The organism is Paenibacillus nuruki, assembly GCF_963311185.1.
Classification (GTDB): Bacteria; Bacillota; Bacilli; order Paenibacillales; family Paenibacillaceae; genus Saccharibacillus; species Saccharibacillus nuruki.
Genome location: NZ_OY725677.1, coordinates 963046 through 978874 on the forward strand (window position 1 = coordinate 963046; position 15829 = coordinate 978874).

Genomic DNA, 15829 nt, shown 5'->3' on the forward strand with positions numbered 1-15829 from the left:
AAGTCCTCCAAGTTTGCCTCACGTAGGAGTCGGTCGATATCGATCAAACTTACGAGAAATAGAGGGAGCTTGTATGAGGAGAAAACAAATGGATAAAACAGTATTAAGGCAGATTGCCATAATACTGCTTGGAACTTTGATTTTAGCGTTTGCTTATTATCACATTAATGTTCAGAATCAATTGTCAGAAGGCGGATTTGTCGGCTTAGCCCTATTAGGTAAATATGCATTTGGATGGTCACCAGCTTGGACAGCCTTGTTGTTGGATATTCCAGTGATATTACTTGCATGGTGGTTGAAAGGTCGCAGATTCATGTTATTTACACTGATTGGAGCACTATCGTTTTCACTATTTTACTCATTATTTGAGCAATTATCGTTGTTTGTGGTGGACCTGCACGGTAACCTGCTAGCAGCCGCAGTCTTATCTGGGTTGTTAACCGGTCTAGGAGCAGGAATCGTTCTACGATATGGTGGGGCGACCGGAGGCGATGATGTGTTGTCCAAATTAATCAGTGATTGGAGTGGCTGGAAGATCGGTAATGTATTTTTTGCAAGTGATGCGATTGTGTTATTGATCTGTTTGTTCTATTTACCGCTTAAAGAAACAATGTATACTGTTCTTGCAGTATGGATTGCTGGTAAAGTGATCACATGGACAATGACAACATCTTGGCAAATACGTTATGTACTACCGATTAAGCGCACTTCCACATTAGCTGTATCTGTGAGTAAAGCAGCTGTAAAACCTATAGCATCTACTCCACAGTCACTACAAATCAATAATAAGAGCATCAAAGTATAAATAAAAGCCGTTCAGTAGATCTTAACGATCATTGAACGGCTTTTTGCTATTTATTTGACAAGTGCTCTTTTTTCAACCAAATAATAACTAAGGATAGATCCTAAAATACCGACTACAGCAACAGCGCCACCAATCAGTGGAACGTAAGGTAAGCCGAGATGGGTAATAACAACGCCACCGAGAAAAGCGCCACCTGCATTACCCAAATTCAATGCAGAGTGACTGGAAGTGGCTGCAAGTCTTGGCGCTTCATGGGCTAGATTCATAATACGAATCTGAATACCTGGCATGATACCAAAGGCCGCTGCACCCCAGAGAAATACGAATAGAAGCGTTAAGATCTGATTGTGAAGAACAGTAGATAGAATAACCAGCAAGATCACTAGAATGGTAAATGTTACGATCAATGAAGGCATTAACTTCCAATCGGCTAGCTTACCGCCTATAATATTACCTAATGTTACACCTACACCAAACATCACTAGAATCCATGTGACACTATGTTCTTGGAATCCGCTCACGTCAGTGAGTAGAGGCGTAATGTAGGTAAATACAGTAAACATACTTCCACAGCCAAAAGCACCGGTGAATAAAATAAGCAGAACTTGCGGATTGATCAGACTACGGAATTCTTTGGCAAGGCTAGAAGGCCCTGATTGCTCGATCTTTGGAATTAAGAAAAAGATACCGACTAGCGAAATCATTCCCATAATCGTTATCGCACCGAAAGAAGCACGCCAGCCTAAATATTGTCCGATAAAGGTACCGAAAGGAACGCCGATAATATTAGCAATGGTAAGTCCAGCGAGAACCATGGAGACGGCACTGGCTCGTTTTTCCGGTCGTACCAATCGTGCAGCTATCAATGAACTTGCTCCCAGAAAAGTACCGTGTGCTAATGCAGTAACTAGACGCGAAGCCATTAACAGACTATAGTTTGGAGCGATGACAGCAAGTGCATTACCCAGTATAAAAATAATCATAAGCAGACAGAGCAATTGTTTCTGCGGAATGCGATGCGTTAATACCGTCAGTACAGGAGCGCCTACAGCCACTCCAAGTGCATAGCTGGTAATGAGTTGACCTGCTTGTGGAATAGTGACTTGAAGATCACTGGCTACATTAGGCAGTAAACCCATGATCACAAATTCAGTCATGCCGATCGCAAAAGCACCAGCAGTGAGACAGAATAGTGCTGCCGGGAAACGATCATTTTGCGGTGAAACTTGTTCTTGCGTAACAGATGGTTGCATACATTCTCTCCTATTTTCTGAAATGTGCTATTTTTTCTCTATATTTTCTGTATGTACATAGTAACATTTAAAATTCAAAGTGAGTATAGATGTACTCAAATCCCACTTAAAGGAGCTTTCTAATGTTAACAGCCAAACAAGAGGTGCAATTAAGTAAATATATGAGTTTGATTTTGCGACATACGCCTGAGCAATACGGCATTGTACTTGATGCTCGTGATGGTTCTTGTCCTTTAGAAGAATTAGTACATGTGTTACGTGAGCAAAAAGGATGGAGCGATATTACAGAAGCCGATATTCGTCAGGTTGTTGAACAATCAGACAAACAGCGTTTTGAAATCAACGATAATCGGATCAAAGCAAGATATGGGCATAGCCATACCCAAGTTCAATACGAACAAGGAACACCACCAGTGATCCTATATCATGGCACTCATGAACAAGCAGTAACAGCAATAGAGCAGCAAGGTCTTTTGCCTATGAATCGTCAGTATGTCCATTTATCAGCCAGTACACATTTTGCAGAATTAGCAGGGAAGCGTAGAGGATCATTAGTGCTTTTACAAGTAGATACGGTTCAAGCGATTGCAGAAGGTGTAACGTTTTATTTTGCAGGTCATGAAGTCTGGTTGTCTGGTCCCATTCCTGCGTATTGTCTTACACGTGTAGCTAAGGGCTAATCATATAGATGTAGGGATAAGTCAATTCAATCTACGTCATAAAAGTCAAAGAAAAGGGGAGCGATCATACATCGCTCCCTTTATCATTTTAAGTTGTAATCTATTAGATCGTCGAAAAGACTTAAGCTTGTAGTTCAAACGCTTCTGCTAGTAAACGATATGATTTTAATCGAGCTTCCGTATTGTGGATAGCAGATACGACGAGCAATTCGTCAGTCTGAAAATCTTTGGCAAACTGAAGCATTTTTTCTTTTACTTGATCAGGTGTACCCACTACACGAAAACGACGAGTATCTTGAATATGTGCGATTTCAGAATTGGTATACGGATATTCTGCTGCTGTTTTGGCAGAAGGGAGATAAGGCATCGGACGATTTTCACGCAACATCAAGAAATAGAGATCATTACTACGCATATGATATTCTGCTTCTTCTTCTGTCTCTGCACAAGACACCGTGATTGCTGCTAATGACTTGGGTATAGAAGACATGAGTGATGGTTTGAAGCTTTCTTTGTAATGAGCTACAGCATCTTCTCCACCTACTGTTCCAAAAAACTGAGCAAAAGCATAAGAAGCACCTGTCATCGCCGCTAGATCAGCTGTTCCGCCACTAGAACCGAGTAACCATAATTCAGGAGCAGTCTCAATACTTGGTTCAGCAATCAATCCAGGAAAGCGATGATCTGCTGGCAAAGCATCATTCAGATAAGCAATCAAATCAACAATCTGTTGAGGATAACGATCTGATGCATGCATAGAAGGGAATTTGCCTTCTTGAAGAGCACGTGTAGCTAAAGGCATACCTCCAGGAGCACGACCTACACCCAGATCAATACGATTAGGGTACAGAGCTTCAAGTAGACGAAAATTTTCAGCTACTTTGTAAGCACTATAGTGAGGAAGCATAATACCACCTGAACCAACACGAATCCGTGAAGTCAGGGCGGCTACATGAGCGATTAATACTTCAGGGCTTGAATGAGCCAGACTTGGAGACGCATGATGTTCTGACATCCAGAATCTTGAAAAGCCTAAACGATCTGCTTCTTGCGCTAATTTTAATGTGTTGGCTAGAGCATCTTTGGCATCTTCGCCTTCGTTAATATGGGATTGATCCAGTACGCCTAATTTCAACATATATAGTCACCTCTGTGTAGGATTAAAGTATGATCATTGTAACTTTTCAATACTACGTTACTTTAATAGTGTAACCTAAATAGTCTGTCTTGTCCCATCGCACACAAAAAATCCACAAAAGGAGGGGATCCTTCTGTGGATTAAAGACATCAAATAAAGAGTATATTTACATTGTTCTATTCTAAATTAGCATGATTGCTAAACATGGCCGCGGAGTCGCCACCACGATGCTCCATTAAGCGAAGCATTAATCCATCGAAAAATAATAATACAGTCTGTTCAAACAATGAACCCATCGGTTGAACCGTCTCATATTGATTATGATCAGCAGGATCTTTAGGAGAACCAGGCAATTTGACCGTTAATGCAGATTTCTGACCGATCGTTGATTCAGGAAAAATCGTCACTGCGGCAATCGTTACTTCAGCTTGTTGTGCTTTTTCAGCCATCAACACGAGACCTTGTGTTTCTCCTGAACCGGAAGCGATAATCAGCAGATCACCTTTTCCAGCACGCGGAGTAACCGTCTCACCAACCACATAAGCTTTCAGTCCCAATTGCATTAAGCGCATAGCCAATGCTTTTGCCATAAGACCGGAGCGTCCTGCACCAGCTACAAAGACTTGGCGTGCTGACAAAATCTGTTGTACCAGTGCTTCTGCTTCGACTTCAGGAATAGCCGCAAGTGTACGTTCTAATTCTTGAATAATACGGTCGAAATGTTTGGAGATTCCTGCTTGGTTACTCATCGTATTACCCTTGAGTGATCAAGTCGCGGATTTTAGAAGCTACGCCAGCTTTATCGTCTTGACCTGTAATTCCGCCACCAACGATGATTAGATCAGGGTTAGCTTTGATTGCTTCTGGCAATGTTTCTAATTTGATACCACCAGCGATAGCAGTTTTAGAGTTTTTAACTACACTTTTGATTGTAGCTAAGTCTTCAAATGGATTTTGACCTGCTGCTTGACCATCATAACCTGTGTGTACACAGATATAGTCTACGCCTAGTGCGTCTAATTCTTTAGCACGAGTTGCGATATCTTTAACATTGATCATATCAACCAATACTTTGCTACCTTGTTTTTTAGCTTCGTCTACACAACCTTTGATTGTAAGGTCATTACTTGCGCCTAGAACAGTTACGATGTCTGCACCAGCTTCAGAAGCTTTCATTACTTCATAACCGCCTGCATCCATAATTTTAAGGTCAGCTAATACTTTCAAGTGAGGGAAAGCTTCTTTCATAGCTTTAACTGCATGAAGACCTTCGTTAATTACGATCGGTGTACCAATTTCTACGATATCAATAAAAGGTGCTACTTCTTTTACAAGAGCAATACCTTCAGGGATGTTAACCAAGTCTAACGCTAATTGAAGTTCCATAATATATAATTCCTCCTAGTTGTATGTTGCGTTCGTTCTACCTATCGTTCAATGATGACTCCTAATGATCAGATCATTATTCCACACAAAGTGGATAGCCATCATCGACGTATTGCTAGTATAAATCAAAAGGTGCTATTTCCGTAAGTACGCACTTTTTAATTACATAGTGTCTAAAAGTATACTGTCAGCACTTTTTTAGCTATAATAGAGAGATCATAAAGAAAATAGAACTGTGTAGCAGACTATACTAGAGCATATGTTATTATCCCAATTGGAGGAATCTCAATCATGCGTGAACGTATATTTAATTGTGAGAAAGAATTAACTCTATCGGTCATCGGGGGAAAATGGAAGATGTTAATCTTATGGCATCTGGGCAAAAGCGGTACAAAACGATTCGGCGAACTCAAAGCTTTGATTCCTGGAATCACTCAACGGATGTTAGTCAGTCAATTGCGTGAACTGGAAGAAGACTTGATTGTTCATCGTGAAGTCTATCCTGTTGTTCCGCCTAAAGTAGAATATTCGTTAACTGAAATGGGTGAAACATTGATGCCAATTTTGGATGCGATGTATAACTGGGGCAAACATTATATGGATGTGGCAGAGATCGAACCTGTGGAGATCAAGCCTGCTTCATGGAATTAATTTATAAACTGAATAAATATAAGTCAGTACAATAAAAGCGAGCAGAGATCGGTAGTTAATGACCGTGTATGCTCGCTTTTTGCTATATGTAAAAAGTGTATATGATCGTTAGCATATGACTTCTGTGAGGACAATTTAAAGCGATATAGAATAAATAGTGTGTAATTGGGGTATACATAGTAAAGACCGAATCTTTTTTGCCTATAGGAGGACAATAACAATGAATATCGCAATTATTGGAGCTAATGGACAGATTGGTAAAATCTTAACTACTCAATTAGCAGCAAATCAACATAAAGTCAGTGCTGTTATTCGCAAGCCTGAACAAGCAGAAGCATTAGAAAAAGTAGGTGCACAAGCTGTACTTGCTGATCTTGAAGGATCGGTAGAGGATCTGACCAAAGTACTTCAAGGAGCAGATGCAGTTGTTTTTGCAGCAGGATCTGGTGGAAGTACAGGTGCAGACAAAACGTTACTGATTGATCTGGATGGAGCTGTCAAGAGTATGGAAGCTGCGGAAAAAGCAGGGATTTCACGCTTTATTCTAGTCAGTGCATTATATGCAGAAGATCGTACACAATGGCCAGATGATATGAAAACCTATTATGTAGCCAAACATTATGCGGATAAAATGTTAGAAGCGAGTTCACTGGATTACACGATTATTCGTCCGGGTGGACTATTGAATGATGCAGGTACAGGTAAAGTTAAACTGGTTGAACATTTAGGAGAAAAAGGTAGTATTCCACGCGAAGATGTTGCTTCAGTGATTGCTAGCATTTTAGACCAGTCCAGTACGTACCGCCGTTCGTTTGATCTTGTATCCGGTGACGATACAGTTGAGCAAGCGATTCAATCTGTATAAAAGAATATTATATTGAAGTAAACAGCTGAATTTATTATCATATCAAAGCAACAAAAAAGCACAGGCTTATATAGTCTGTGCTTTTTCATTATTTCTATTTATGATCGATTAAAAAAACGTTTTCTACAAAAAAACGGGGGATAATGAATATTCATACTCATTATCCCTCGTTAGGTAGTATTAAGATTGTTTTAATCTGATTTAGGATGATCTTTATCCCATTCTTCAGCTTTGGCAGTAGCAATAGCGATCGCTCGACCTTCTTCATAACCTTCATCAAGTAAAGCATTGGCAATCTCAATCGCTTTATGACGTACACGAGTATCTAAATTTTTCATAGATGGGGGATAATCTCCGTTAGTCCACGGCATTATAAACACTCCTTTAGATAAGATAGAATACGTAATCACATGCTCCATAAACATGTTTGCATCGAAAAAAAGATGCTATGTATTCATTTTACCCTTTTCAGATCAGACGAAACGGTACTATGATCAAACAAAAAGGCTCTCACCTTAGAGGTAAGAGCCTTTAGCTATTCATCTATTAAACTTAAGCTTCTTGGAACATCGCTTTGTATTCGCTATATCCTTCAGCTTCCAAATCTTCTTTTGGAACAAAGCGTAGAGCTGCCGAGTTAATACAATAACGTAGACCATTCGGTCCCGGACCATCGTCAAATAAATGACCTAGATGAGAATCAGCTTCACGACTACGTACTTCGGTACGAACCATAAAGTGGCTCAAATCCATATTTTCTTTGACTTGATAATCACGAATTGGACGGCTAAAGCTTGGCCATCCGCAACCGGAATCGAATTTGTCTAGTGAACTGAACAATGGCTCGCCTGATACGATATCGACATAGATACCTTCGCCATGATGATCCCAGAACTCATTTTTAAAAGCAGGTTCTGTACCATTTTTTTGTGTAACATGATATTGGATTTCGGATAATTTATTTTTTAGATCACTTTTATCAAGTTTGGTAGACCAATGCTCGTTGATAAAAGCATCTCGACCGGAACCTTTACGATAGCGTTTGTAATGACCTGTATTTTTTTTGTGATAATCTTGATGATATTCTTCAGCTTCATAAAATGTTTGAGCTGGTTCGATCGGTGTGACGATCGGCTTATCAAAGCGACCACTAGCAGCTACTTCTTGTTTGGAGATTTCTGCTAACTCCCGTTGTTCTTCTGTGTGATAATAGATCGTTGTGCGGTAAGAAGACCCACGATCGTAGAATTGTCCACCTTCATCGGTAGGATCTATTTGTTGCCAGTACAATTCTAACAATTTGGTATAAGGGAAAATAGCTGGATCGTATACGATTTGTACAGCTTCAGCATGACCTGTTGTTTCAGTACATACTTCTTTGTACGTAGGATTTTCGGTGTGTCCACCTGTATAACCGGAGCGAATACTGATGATGCCTGGTAGTTCTTCAAAAGGAGATACCATGCACCAGAAACATCCGCCTGCAAAAGTAGCCTTTTCATATTGTGAGTTGCTCATTTATCGTTCACTCCATTTCTTTAAATAAATAATTAAAATTTAAATCATATATAATATCTTACACTATATAAAACCCAAAAAAACAGTGCATTCAAACATTAGGTACGTAAAAACTGTTGATTTGGATGATATCTATTTATAAATACAGGGAGAAAAAACCGCCGACATGTAGCCATGTGAGCGGTTGGTGGTTATATTTTAATTGTTATTAATTATCCGTTTGGCCGATCAGATGGATAATTCTTATTTTTGCGGAATAGTCAATTGGTATCCAGCAGGCAAAAGATTGTTAGCAGCAATCAATTCATCTACAGTGACACCGTATTGAGCAGCGATTTCAGTCAAGCTAGCACCTTGAGGAACAATCACAGTTGTTGCTGTTTTAGCAGGTGTTACAGCTGGAGTTGTTTCTTCAGTTGTTGTGTTAGCTGTTCCGAACATAGCTTCTACTTGTTTTGAAACTGCTGTTTGGTAAGCTAAGTTATCTGCACGTTGTTCTGCTTTATCTTTTGCTTTTTGGTGATTACTTGTATCTGCAGCAGCGGATACTTGACTTGCTCCTAGTGGTGCAACCAAAGCAACAGCACCCAAGCTAGTAGCTAAAGCAGTAGACAATAAAACTTTTTTAAATGTGGATTTCATATTAATTTCTCCTCTGTAATTACATAATTTTTTATAACTTACTTTCATTTAGTAACTTTATGATATAAATATACCACCATCATTCGACAATTGCAATAGATTGTGTATATTTTCTTGATGTTATTTTTAAATGGTTTGCTTATCGTGTTGTATACTCTTATTATAAGCTTTGCGATTAAATTCACATGAGTGATAGCTTAAAACCATATGAAATTTCAATATAAATCCAATAAAGATAAAATAAAGTGACTTTTATATTCGATCGGTTACCTCTATAGTAGAATAAGATGTAACCATAATATCTATACTTATGATCAAAGGAGAATCTATAGTATGAAACAACACGATCACAAAAGTGGTAAGCGTAAACGGATTGCTTTGATCGGTATAGGGGATATTGCTCGTAAAGTATATTTACCATTACTTATCAATCGTGTAGATATAGAAGTAGTCGGTGTAGTCAGCCATTCTCAGCAGACTGTGCGTCAGACGATGGATACTTTTCGCTTAACACAGGGGAGTACTAGAGTCGAAGATATTGAAAAATGGGAATTAGATGCTGTATTTGTACATAGCCCTACATTCACTCATTATGATATTGTAATGAAATGTCTAAGTTACGGATTGCCTGTATATGTAGATAAGCCATTGTCTTACGAAATTGAAGAAGCCCGTCATATGACTGCAACAGCAGAGCAGAAAGATCTATTGCTAGCTGTAGGTTTTAATCGTCGGTTTGCTCCATTATATATGAATGCTTATGCCTGGCTGGCAGAAGCAGGTGGTTTCGAATTATGTGAAGTGGTCAAACATCGTACCCGTCTCCAAAGTTTACCTGCCAAAGAAACGGTCTATGATGATCTGATTCATATGTTGGATTTATTAATGTGGTTGGGTAATGACACTTATGCTGTAATGGCGCATCAGCTTCGTCAGCAAGGGAACGGCAATGGCCCTATGCTTCATGCTTCGGGAATGCTTTCGTTAGGGAACGGGCGTTATGGGAGCTATACGATGGCACGCAGTGCAGGGATCGATATGGAACGATTGATTTTGCACGGCGGCGGGCGTTCTGCAGAAGTGATGAATATGGATAGCGCTTATTTATATGAAAAAGATATGTTACCTCAGCATCAACAATTTGGAAGCTGGGAAACGATATGGGAACGGCGCGGGTTTATGGGCGTGGTTGATCATTTTCTAGATCGCTTATCGACACCTGAACAATGCAGTATACGTGCAGACTTGGTATTAGAATCACATATTTTAGCAGACCGATTAACATCAGATTTGTAAAAGAAATCGTCAATATAGAAAGGATGCAATAAGATGGATGATTATGATTACGACAATTTAACAAGTAAAGAGCAACAGAAATTACGAGAAGAGCAGATTGTACAGAGTTATCGTCAAGATGAAGATATGATGATTCTGGTATTCGCTCAGTGGTGTGTGAATCGTGGATTCGATGCCAAAGAATTATATCAGACGGCTTATCCTGATCAAGTGGACAATCCACGTCTGCAACAAGGGATTAATCTTACCGTTCCTAAAGAAGAAGCAGGCGATATTCCTGATGACACATTATTTGGTGTGTTGTCGATGTATGGAAATGAAGATTTAGCGTTAGTAATTAGTGAAGCGATAGAGACAAGAGCCTCAACAGAGCGCCGACTTGCTTCCCAAGAAACAGAAAAAGAGTAGAATACCCATGTGTACAAAGCTTTTGTTATTTCCTGAAAATTAAAGGAAATAGCAGAAGCTTTTATTTATTTTTTGCAAATTTTTAAATTTTAACTTGGCATATGACACTTAATATGATTTAATAATAACTATTACGATTTGAAAAAAATGTAGAAAATTGTAGAATGATATATAATAGTGTCATATAGGGGTTATATAAATATATAATTGGAGGAGAAATAACATGATGAAAGCAACTGGTATTGTAAGAAAAGTAGATGAATTGGGACGGGTCGTTATTCCTATCGAATTGCGTCGTGTCATGAATATCGATGTAAAAGACGGTTTGGAGATTTTTGTCGATAGTGATCGCATTATTTTGAAAAAATATGAGCCTTCTTGCATCTTCACAGGCGATTCAGAAGACTTGATCTATTTCAAAGGTAAAATGATTAGCCGTAATGCTATTGAAGAGTTGATGGAAGCTTACCGTACTCAACGTTAAGATTCAACTTTGGCTATAAATAATATGAAACCTGATCCTACGCAACATTTGTATATGCGTAGAATCAGGTTTCTTTTTTGATTTTTATGAATGAATAGTATAGCTGACTTGCATAATAGAATCGTGATTAGCACGTACTTGCTGAAGTTCAGCAGGTTGAATATTCTGAATATGTTCGATCCCGTCTGGCACAATCACAGGTGTAATAATAGATAGACCTGAAGATTGAATCATAGCAGTATCGAATTCGATCAATAATTGTCCTGCTTGAATGGTATCCCCGGATTGTATATGAAGGGTGAATCCTTGTCCTTTCAAAGAAACCGTATCCAGTCCAATATGAATTAATAATTGTACACCACTACTGTGCTCAAGAATAATCGCATGCTTACTCTTATCCATCACATGGGCGACTGTTCCATCGAACGGAGCATATAGCTTGCCTTCATCCGGTTGAATCGCAATTCCTTCACCCATATGCTTGCCTGCAAAAGCAGGGTCAGGTACATTTTCGAGATGAACCAATGTACCGCTGATAGGAGCGATTATATCTAACACCTTAGTGCTTGTAGCAGAAGTATTTACTTGATTAGAGTGCGAAGATGTAGCTGTTTGATTATCATTAGAAGCAGATGACACAGATTCAACAGAAGAAGTAGAATGTACTTCTTGTACAGCAGTAGGCGTAGAACCGGAAGCAGTTCCTGATACTGTTGCTGTAGATGCTGTGACTACTTTGTCTTTATAACCAAATAACCATGTTAACGTAAAGGCTATTGCAATCGCTACTACATTACACAAAATATAAAGTGGAAGTTGGCTATTCAAATACAGCAATGTTCCTGGAATCACTGTAATTGCCATACCTGTTCCTGCTAAATGGAACAAAGAAGCCATAAATCCACCTACGCCGCCACCGATCAATCCCATAATAAATGGCTTCATATATCGTAAGTTCACTCCAAAAATCGCAGGCTCTGTAATTCCTAGAAAAGCAGAGAACGAAGAAGGAAGAGCTAATGCTTTGAGTTTATTGTCTTTGGTTTTGAGACCTACAGCTAGACAAGCTCCACCTTGAGCCGCCATCGCACAGGTGATAATAGCGTTAAATGGGTTAACTCCTGTTCTTTCTAACAATTGAATCTCCAAGAAGTTGAAAATGTGATGCACACCTGTAACTACAATAATTTGATGTAAAGAACCGATTAATAGCCCTGCAATTCCATAAGGCATATCCAATACATAGATCGTAGCATTCAAAACAACAGATTCCAGTGAGTGGAAAATAGGACCGATTGCGAACAGCCCAAGTGTAATCATAATCAGTAATGTCAGGAATGGAGTTAAGATTAGATCAATTGCTTCAGGAATCCGCTTACGTAAAGCTTTTTCTAATTTGGCTCCAATCAGACCGATGACAAATGCCGGTAAAACAGAACCTTGATAACCGACAACAGGAATAAATCCAAACATCGTTAATGGATGAGCAGACCCATCGGCGACCGAATAAGCATTAGGTAGAGCAGGGTTGACGAGCATAAGACCAAGTACAATCCCTAATACAGGACTTCCGCCGAACACCCTGAAAGCAGACCAGGCAACAAGTGCAGGTAAAAAGGCAAATGCAGTATCAGTTAAAACTTGTGTAAATAAAAGAAAGTTAGCTGGAATATGATCAGGTGTAATGCCGAATAAAGCTAGGATCTGAGGTTGTGTTAATAATCCTCGTAATCCCATAAATAAACCGGTAGCGACAAGAACCGGAATAATAGGAACGAACACATCGCCAAATGTACGAATAGAACGTTGGAAAAAGTTGCCGGCATTTTTACTTTGACTTTTAATATCGTCTTTGGAAGTACTTTCGACACCTAATTTCTCAACTTCTTCAAAAATACGATTAACTGTACCTGTACCGAAAATAATCTGGTACTGTCCGGAGTTGAAAAAAGCACCTTTAACTTTATCAATATTTTCAGTGCGCTCCTGATCAATCAGCTCTTCGTTATGTACCATAATCCGCAAGCGGGTTGCACAATGAGCAAAAGATGCAATATTATCTTTACCTCCGACAGCTTCGATCACCTGTTGAGCAATTTTTTGATTTTCAGACATGATTACTGTTCCCCCTTATCGATCAAATCCCATTGTGTAACATCAAAACAAGCACTCCCATGTTCTGCAAATAAAGCAAATCCTGTACTGTTCAATTGTGGAAAGATGCGTGAAGTGAATACGTTACGACCATCATTGACAAAAACTTCAATCGAAGAAGTATCCATAAATAAATGTAGCGTTACTATTCCTTCTTCTAGCGGTAAACTACAGCTTCGAGTCGTTCCATACTCCAGTGCAAGGGATTGACCGGACAAGGTGCGATCTAACGTTAGTTTTTCAAGTGCAGGTTCGTAATACAGAACTGTTTTTTCATCTGTGCCGACTCGTACTTCGATCCCTACTTTATCAGCTTGAATATCACTGATCTGAATAAGCATTTCGTAATGAATACCTTCTATAGAAGAAATCAGATCACGATGATGATGAACAGTGCGATGTACATGAGACTGTTGTCCACGTAGCTGACTCAGTTCTGCAACTGGACGCTGTCTAAGCTGACCATCTTCAATTGATAATTCACGTGGCAACGTGAGACAGTGTGCCCATCCTTGAGTATCTGTAGGATAGTCGATCTCTGGCATTCCAAGCCAACCGACGAGCAGTCTGCGTCCATCGGGAGCAAGTGTAGTCTGTGGAGCATAGAAATCGAATCCATGATCTAACTCATAAAACTCTCCATGATCAAACTGTCGCGTATTCAGATCGAGCGGAGTACCGATCATATAACCGGACTGATAAATATTCTGAAACTGATCTCCGATGGTTGCTAACCCTTGCGGAGAAAATAAAAATACACCTTGCTGATCCAATTCAAAGTAATCCGGACACTCCCACATATAGCCAAATGAAGGTAACGCCGTATTTAACTCCCCTTGAAAAGTCCATTCTTGTAGATCAGGTGATTGATAAAGAACTGCACATCCTGTCTGATCGATCCGCTGTGCTCCAATGACACAGTAATAATATTCTCCATCTTGCCAGACTTTAGGATCACGGAAATGATCGGTATACCCAGCAGGTACTTTGTCGATAACAGGAGGGAGCTTGGTGATCACACCTTGTTGATCCATAGTCGCTATACATTGAAATGGATAACGCTTCCAATCTGTGTTACGCGTATTACCGGTATACATTAGATACAGTAGATTGTCTTTTTCTATAGCGCTTCCAGAATAGGCACCATGAGAATCATATATCGTATCTGGAGCTATACCGATCCCTTTATTATTCCAATGCACCAGATCAGTAGAAGAAGTATGATACCAGTATTTGATACCATGTTGTGTGCCTAGTGGGAACCATTGATAGAAAAGATGATATTCTCCATTAAAAAAAGAAAATCCATTAGGATCATTTAGTAACCCTGCTTCAGGTTGAATATGAAAAGCTTGTCGCCACGGACTCTGATCGGCTAATTGCTTTAAGGCTTCCCATTCGCCAGTCTCTGCTTCATGAAGCTTACGGTATAACTGAGTTCTGTTCATTTTCATAGTGTGTTCTCCATACTTATTCATCATATTCTTTTTACGGAACCGGTTCCAAATTAGATCAAAAAAATACATCGGAACCGGTTCCAATGTATTATAAGTCGGTATTTAGCGATTGTCAACGCTTTCTCTGACAAGTAGTTCGCATGTTGAAATGGATGTGTTTTGTACAGATTGCCCTTGAATCATTTGAATCAGGTTAGTTGCTGCGAGTTGCCCGGCTTCTTTGTAATGAAATTTGACGGTAGTCAAAGCAGGATGCATAAGCTCAGTGATATCGTATCCACCGAATCCGGTCACTGATAAGTCAGTCGGAATATCAATCTGTCTAGAAAGTGCGGCTTTGAATACACCAATAGCTATATTATCGGTTGCTGCAACCACAATAGAAGGAGTCCACTGATCAAGTAGATGATGGGCTGCAATGACCGCTTGATCCATACGAAATCCTGATTCGTAATAACGAATATCATAATCTGTATACTCCTGAAGAGCTTGTTGAAAGCCAAGTTTACGCTGAATACCTACTGCATCATCTTGTTCAGTGACCCCTAGATAAGCGATCTGACGATGCCCTTTGGACAGTACATATTTGCCTAGTAGATAACCAGCTTGACGATCATCATGAATAACACTATGTAGCTGTTTATCATCTTGACCAATCAAGACAACAGGAATATTGCATTTGGCTATCGCTTGACGATGTTCATCTGTGATTTGAGCCGCCATAAATAGTAAGCCTGAAATCTTTTGCCGAGAAAATTCATAAATAGCTTCAATCTCACGCGTGGTTTCTTGATTAGCATTAGCTAGTAGCATCTGGTACTGCTCTTGACGTAATGTATCATCGATGCCCATTAACATCTGAGAAACAGCAAAAGAATCCAGTCGCGGTACAATAATGCCGATAATACTTGTTTTTTTCGCTTTTAAGCTTCGAGCAAATGTATTCGGTACATACTGATGTTGTTTAATAATGCGTTCGATTTTTTCTTTGGTTTCTTCACTCACCGAGCCGCCATTGAGGTACCGAGAAACAGTACTTTTGGCAACACCAGCAGCTTGAGCGATATCAATAATCGTTTTCATAGTTATATA

17 protein-coding genes are annotated in these 15829 nt (G+C 39.5%); 7 read left to right on the plus strand and 10 right to left on the minus strand.

Annotated elements, in window-relative coordinates:
* Positions 1–73 precede the first annotated feature (73 nt).
* Positions 74–805 (plus strand): YitT family protein, encoded by a 732-nt coding sequence (locus RCP16_RS04280; RefSeq protein ID WP_069329057.1) that lies wholly within the window; start codon positions 74–76, stop codon positions 803–805.
* 50 nt (positions 806–855) lie between these two features.
* Here RCP16_RS04280 and RCP16_RS04285 read toward each other — a convergent pair whose 3' ends face one another.
* Positions 856–2058, minus strand: a complete 1203-nt coding sequence (locus tag RCP16_RS04285; RefSeq protein ID WP_069329058.1) for an MFS transporter — start codon at positions 2056–2058, stop codon at positions 856–858.
* Positions 2059–2180: 122 nt separating this feature from the next.
* On the opposite strand from RCP16_RS04285, the gene RCP16_RS04290 reads away from it, so the two are divergent.
* Positions 2181–2738, plus strand: a complete 558-nt coding sequence (locus RCP16_RS04290) for an RNA 2'-phosphotransferase (protein ID WP_308641736.1) — start codon at positions 2181–2183, stop codon at positions 2736–2738.
* Between the two features lie 121 nt (positions 2739–2859).
* Here the strand turns inward: RCP16_RS04290 and RCP16_RS04295 are convergent, their stop codons facing one another.
* From RCP16_RS04295 to hxlA, 3 genes are all read right to left on the minus strand, one after another.
* Positions 2860–3876 (minus strand): LLM class flavin-dependent oxidoreductase, encoded by a 1017-nt coding sequence (locus tag RCP16_RS04295; RefSeq protein ID WP_308641737.1) that lies wholly within the window; start codon positions 3874–3876, stop codon positions 2860–2862.
* A 176-nt stretch (positions 3877–4052) separates the two neighbouring features.
* On the minus strand, positions 4053–4625 hold the full coding sequence (gene hxlB, locus RCP16_RS04300; RefSeq protein WP_069329061.1) for a 6-phospho-3-hexuloisomerase: 573 nt from the start codon (positions 4623–4625) through the stop codon (positions 4053–4055).
* Between the two features lie 4 nt (positions 4626–4629).
* The gene (gene hxlA, locus RCP16_RS04305; protein ID WP_069329062.1) at positions 4630–5262 is read right to left on the minus strand and encodes a 3-hexulose-6-phosphate synthase; all 633 of its coding nucleotides are present in this window, start codon (positions 5260–5262) and stop codon (positions 4630–4632) included.
* A 282-nt stretch (positions 5263–5544) separates the two neighbouring features.
* On the opposite strand from hxlA, the gene hxlR reads away from it, so the two are divergent.
* Both hxlR and RCP16_RS04315 read left to right on the plus strand, forming a co-directional pair.
* Positions 5545–5913, plus strand: coding sequence for a transcriptional activator HxlR (gene hxlR, locus RCP16_RS04310; RefSeq protein WP_069329063.1), 369 nt, complete (start codon positions 5545–5547; stop codon positions 5911–5913).
* Between the two features lie 220 nt (positions 5914–6133).
* Positions 6134–6778, plus strand: a complete 645-nt coding sequence (locus tag RCP16_RS04315) for an SDR family oxidoreductase (RefSeq protein WP_069329064.1) — start codon at positions 6134–6136, stop codon at positions 6776–6778.
* Between the two features lie 191 nt (positions 6779–6969).
* Here RCP16_RS04315 and RCP16_RS04320 read toward each other — a convergent pair whose 3' ends face one another.
* From RCP16_RS04320 to RCP16_RS04330, 3 genes are all read right to left on the minus strand, one after another.
* Positions 6970–7149: a DUF2188 domain-containing protein gene (locus RCP16_RS04320; protein ID WP_137220693.1), complete on the minus strand. Its 180-nt coding sequence runs from the start codon at positions 7147–7149 to the stop codon at positions 6970–6972.
* 181 nt (positions 7150–7330) lie between these two features.
* A complete protein-coding gene (gene msrA, locus RCP16_RS04325; RefSeq protein WP_069329066.1) occupies positions 7331–8296 on the minus strand; it encodes a peptide-methionine (S)-S-oxide reductase MsrA in 966 nt (321 codons plus the stop codon).
* A gap of 243 nt (positions 8297–8539) precedes the next feature.
* Positions 8540–8938 (minus strand): LysM peptidoglycan-binding domain-containing protein, encoded by a 399-nt coding sequence (locus tag RCP16_RS04330; RefSeq protein WP_137220692.1) that lies wholly within the window; start codon positions 8936–8938, stop codon positions 8540–8542.
* A 333-nt stretch (positions 8939–9271) separates the two neighbouring features.
* Here RCP16_RS04330 and RCP16_RS04335 point away from each other — a divergent pair, with 333 nt between their 5' ends.
* The 3 genes from RCP16_RS04335 to RCP16_RS04345 all read left to right on the plus strand — a co-directional run bounded on the left by RCP16_RS04335 (position 9272) and on the right by RCP16_RS04345 (position 11126).
* Complete coding sequence (locus tag RCP16_RS04335; RefSeq protein WP_069329068.1) at positions 9272–10234, plus strand: Gfo/Idh/MocA family protein; 963 nt, start codon at positions 9272–9274, stop codon at positions 10232–10234.
* Between the two features lie 33 nt (positions 10235–10267).
* A complete protein-coding gene (yxiS, locus tag RCP16_RS04340) occupies positions 10268–10642 on the plus strand; it encodes a protein YxiS (RefSeq protein WP_069329069.1) in 375 nt (124 codons plus the stop codon).
* Positions 10643–10865: 223 nt separating this feature from the next.
* Positions 10866–11126 carry an AbrB/MazE/SpoVT family DNA-binding domain-containing protein gene (locus RCP16_RS04345; RefSeq protein ID WP_069329070.1) on the plus strand — a complete coding sequence of 87 codons (261 nt, stop codon included), beginning with the start codon at positions 10866–10868 and terminating at the stop codon, positions 11124–11126.
* An 84-nt stretch (positions 11127–11210) separates the two neighbouring features.
* Here the strand turns inward: RCP16_RS04345 and RCP16_RS04350 are convergent, their stop codons facing one another.
* The 3 genes from RCP16_RS04350 to RCP16_RS04360 all read right to left on the minus strand — a co-directional run bounded on the left by RCP16_RS04350 (position 11211) and on the right by RCP16_RS04360 (position 15820).
* On the minus strand, positions 11211–13241 hold the full coding sequence (locus RCP16_RS04350; protein WP_308641738.1) for a sucrose-specific PTS transporter subunit IIBC: 2031 nt from the start codon (positions 13239–13241) through the stop codon (positions 11211–11213).
* 2 nt (positions 13242–13243) lie between these two features.
* The gene (locus RCP16_RS04355) at positions 13244–14734 is read right to left on the minus strand and encodes a glycoside hydrolase family 32 protein (protein WP_308641739.1); all 1491 of its coding nucleotides are present in this window, start codon (positions 14732–14734) and stop codon (positions 13244–13246) included.
* 105 nt (positions 14735–14839) lie between these two features.
* Positions 14840–15820: a LacI family DNA-binding transcriptional regulator gene (locus tag RCP16_RS04360; protein WP_308641740.1), complete on the minus strand. Its 981-nt coding sequence runs from the start codon at positions 15818–15820 to the stop codon at positions 14840–14842.
* Between the last annotated feature and the right edge of the window lie 9 nt (positions 15821–15829).

Coding starts and splice junctions, on each gene's coding strand:
- RCP16_RS04280 (WP_069329057.1), top strand. CDS start 74: ATGAGGAGAAAACAAATGGATAAAACAGTATTAAGGCAGATTGCCATA.
- RCP16_RS04285 (WP_069329058.1), bottom strand. CDS start 2,058: ATGCAACCATCTGTTACGCAAGAACAAGTTTCACCGCAAAATGATCGT.
- RCP16_RS04290 (WP_308641736.1), top strand. CDS start 2,181: ATGTTAACAGCCAAACAAGAGGTGCAATTAAGTAAATATATGAGTTTG.
- RCP16_RS04295 (WP_308641737.1), bottom strand. CDS start 3,876: ATGTTGAAATTAGGCGTACTGGATCAATCCCATATTAACGAAGGCGAA.
- hxlB (WP_069329061.1), bottom strand. CDS start 4,625: ATGAGTAACCAAGCAGGAATCTCCAAACATTTCGACCGTATTATTCAA.
- hxlA (WP_069329062.1), bottom strand. CDS start 5,262: ATGGAACTTCAATTAGCGTTAGACTTGGTTAACATCCCTGAAGGTATT.
- RCP16_RS04315 (WP_069329064.1), top strand. CDS start 6,134: ATGAATATCGCAATTATTGGAGCTAATGGACAGATTGGTAAAATCTTA.
- RCP16_RS04320 (WP_137220693.1), bottom strand. CDS start 7,149: ATGCCGTGGACTAACGGAGATTATCCCCCATCTATGAAAAATTTAGAT.
- msrA (WP_069329066.1), bottom strand. CDS start 8,296: ATGAGCAACTCACAATATGAAAAGGCTACTTTTGCAGGCGGATGTTTC.
- RCP16_RS04330 (WP_137220692.1), bottom strand. CDS start 8,938: ATGAAATCCACATTTAAAAAAGTTTTATTGTCTACTGCTTTAGCTACT.
- RCP16_RS04335 (WP_069329068.1), top strand. CDS start 9,272: ATGAAACAACACGATCACAAAAGTGGTAAGCGTAAACGGATTGCTTTG.
- yxiS (WP_069329069.1), top strand. CDS start 10,268: ATGGATGATTATGATTACGACAATTTAACAAGTAAAGAGCAACAGAAA.
- RCP16_RS04345 (WP_069329070.1), top strand. CDS start 10,866: ATGATGAAAGCAACTGGTATTGTAAGAAAAGTAGATGAATTGGGACGG.
- RCP16_RS04350 (WP_308641738.1), bottom strand. CDS start 13,241: ATGTCTGAAAATCAAAAAATTGCTCAACAGGTGATCGAAGCTGTCGGA.
- RCP16_RS04355 (WP_308641739.1), bottom strand. CDS start 14,734: ATGAAAATGAACAGAACTCAGTTATACCGTAAGCTTCATGAAGCAGAG.
- RCP16_RS04360 (WP_308641740.1), bottom strand. CDS start 15,820: ATGAAAACGATTATTGATATCGCTCAAGCTGCTGGTGTTGCCAAAAGT.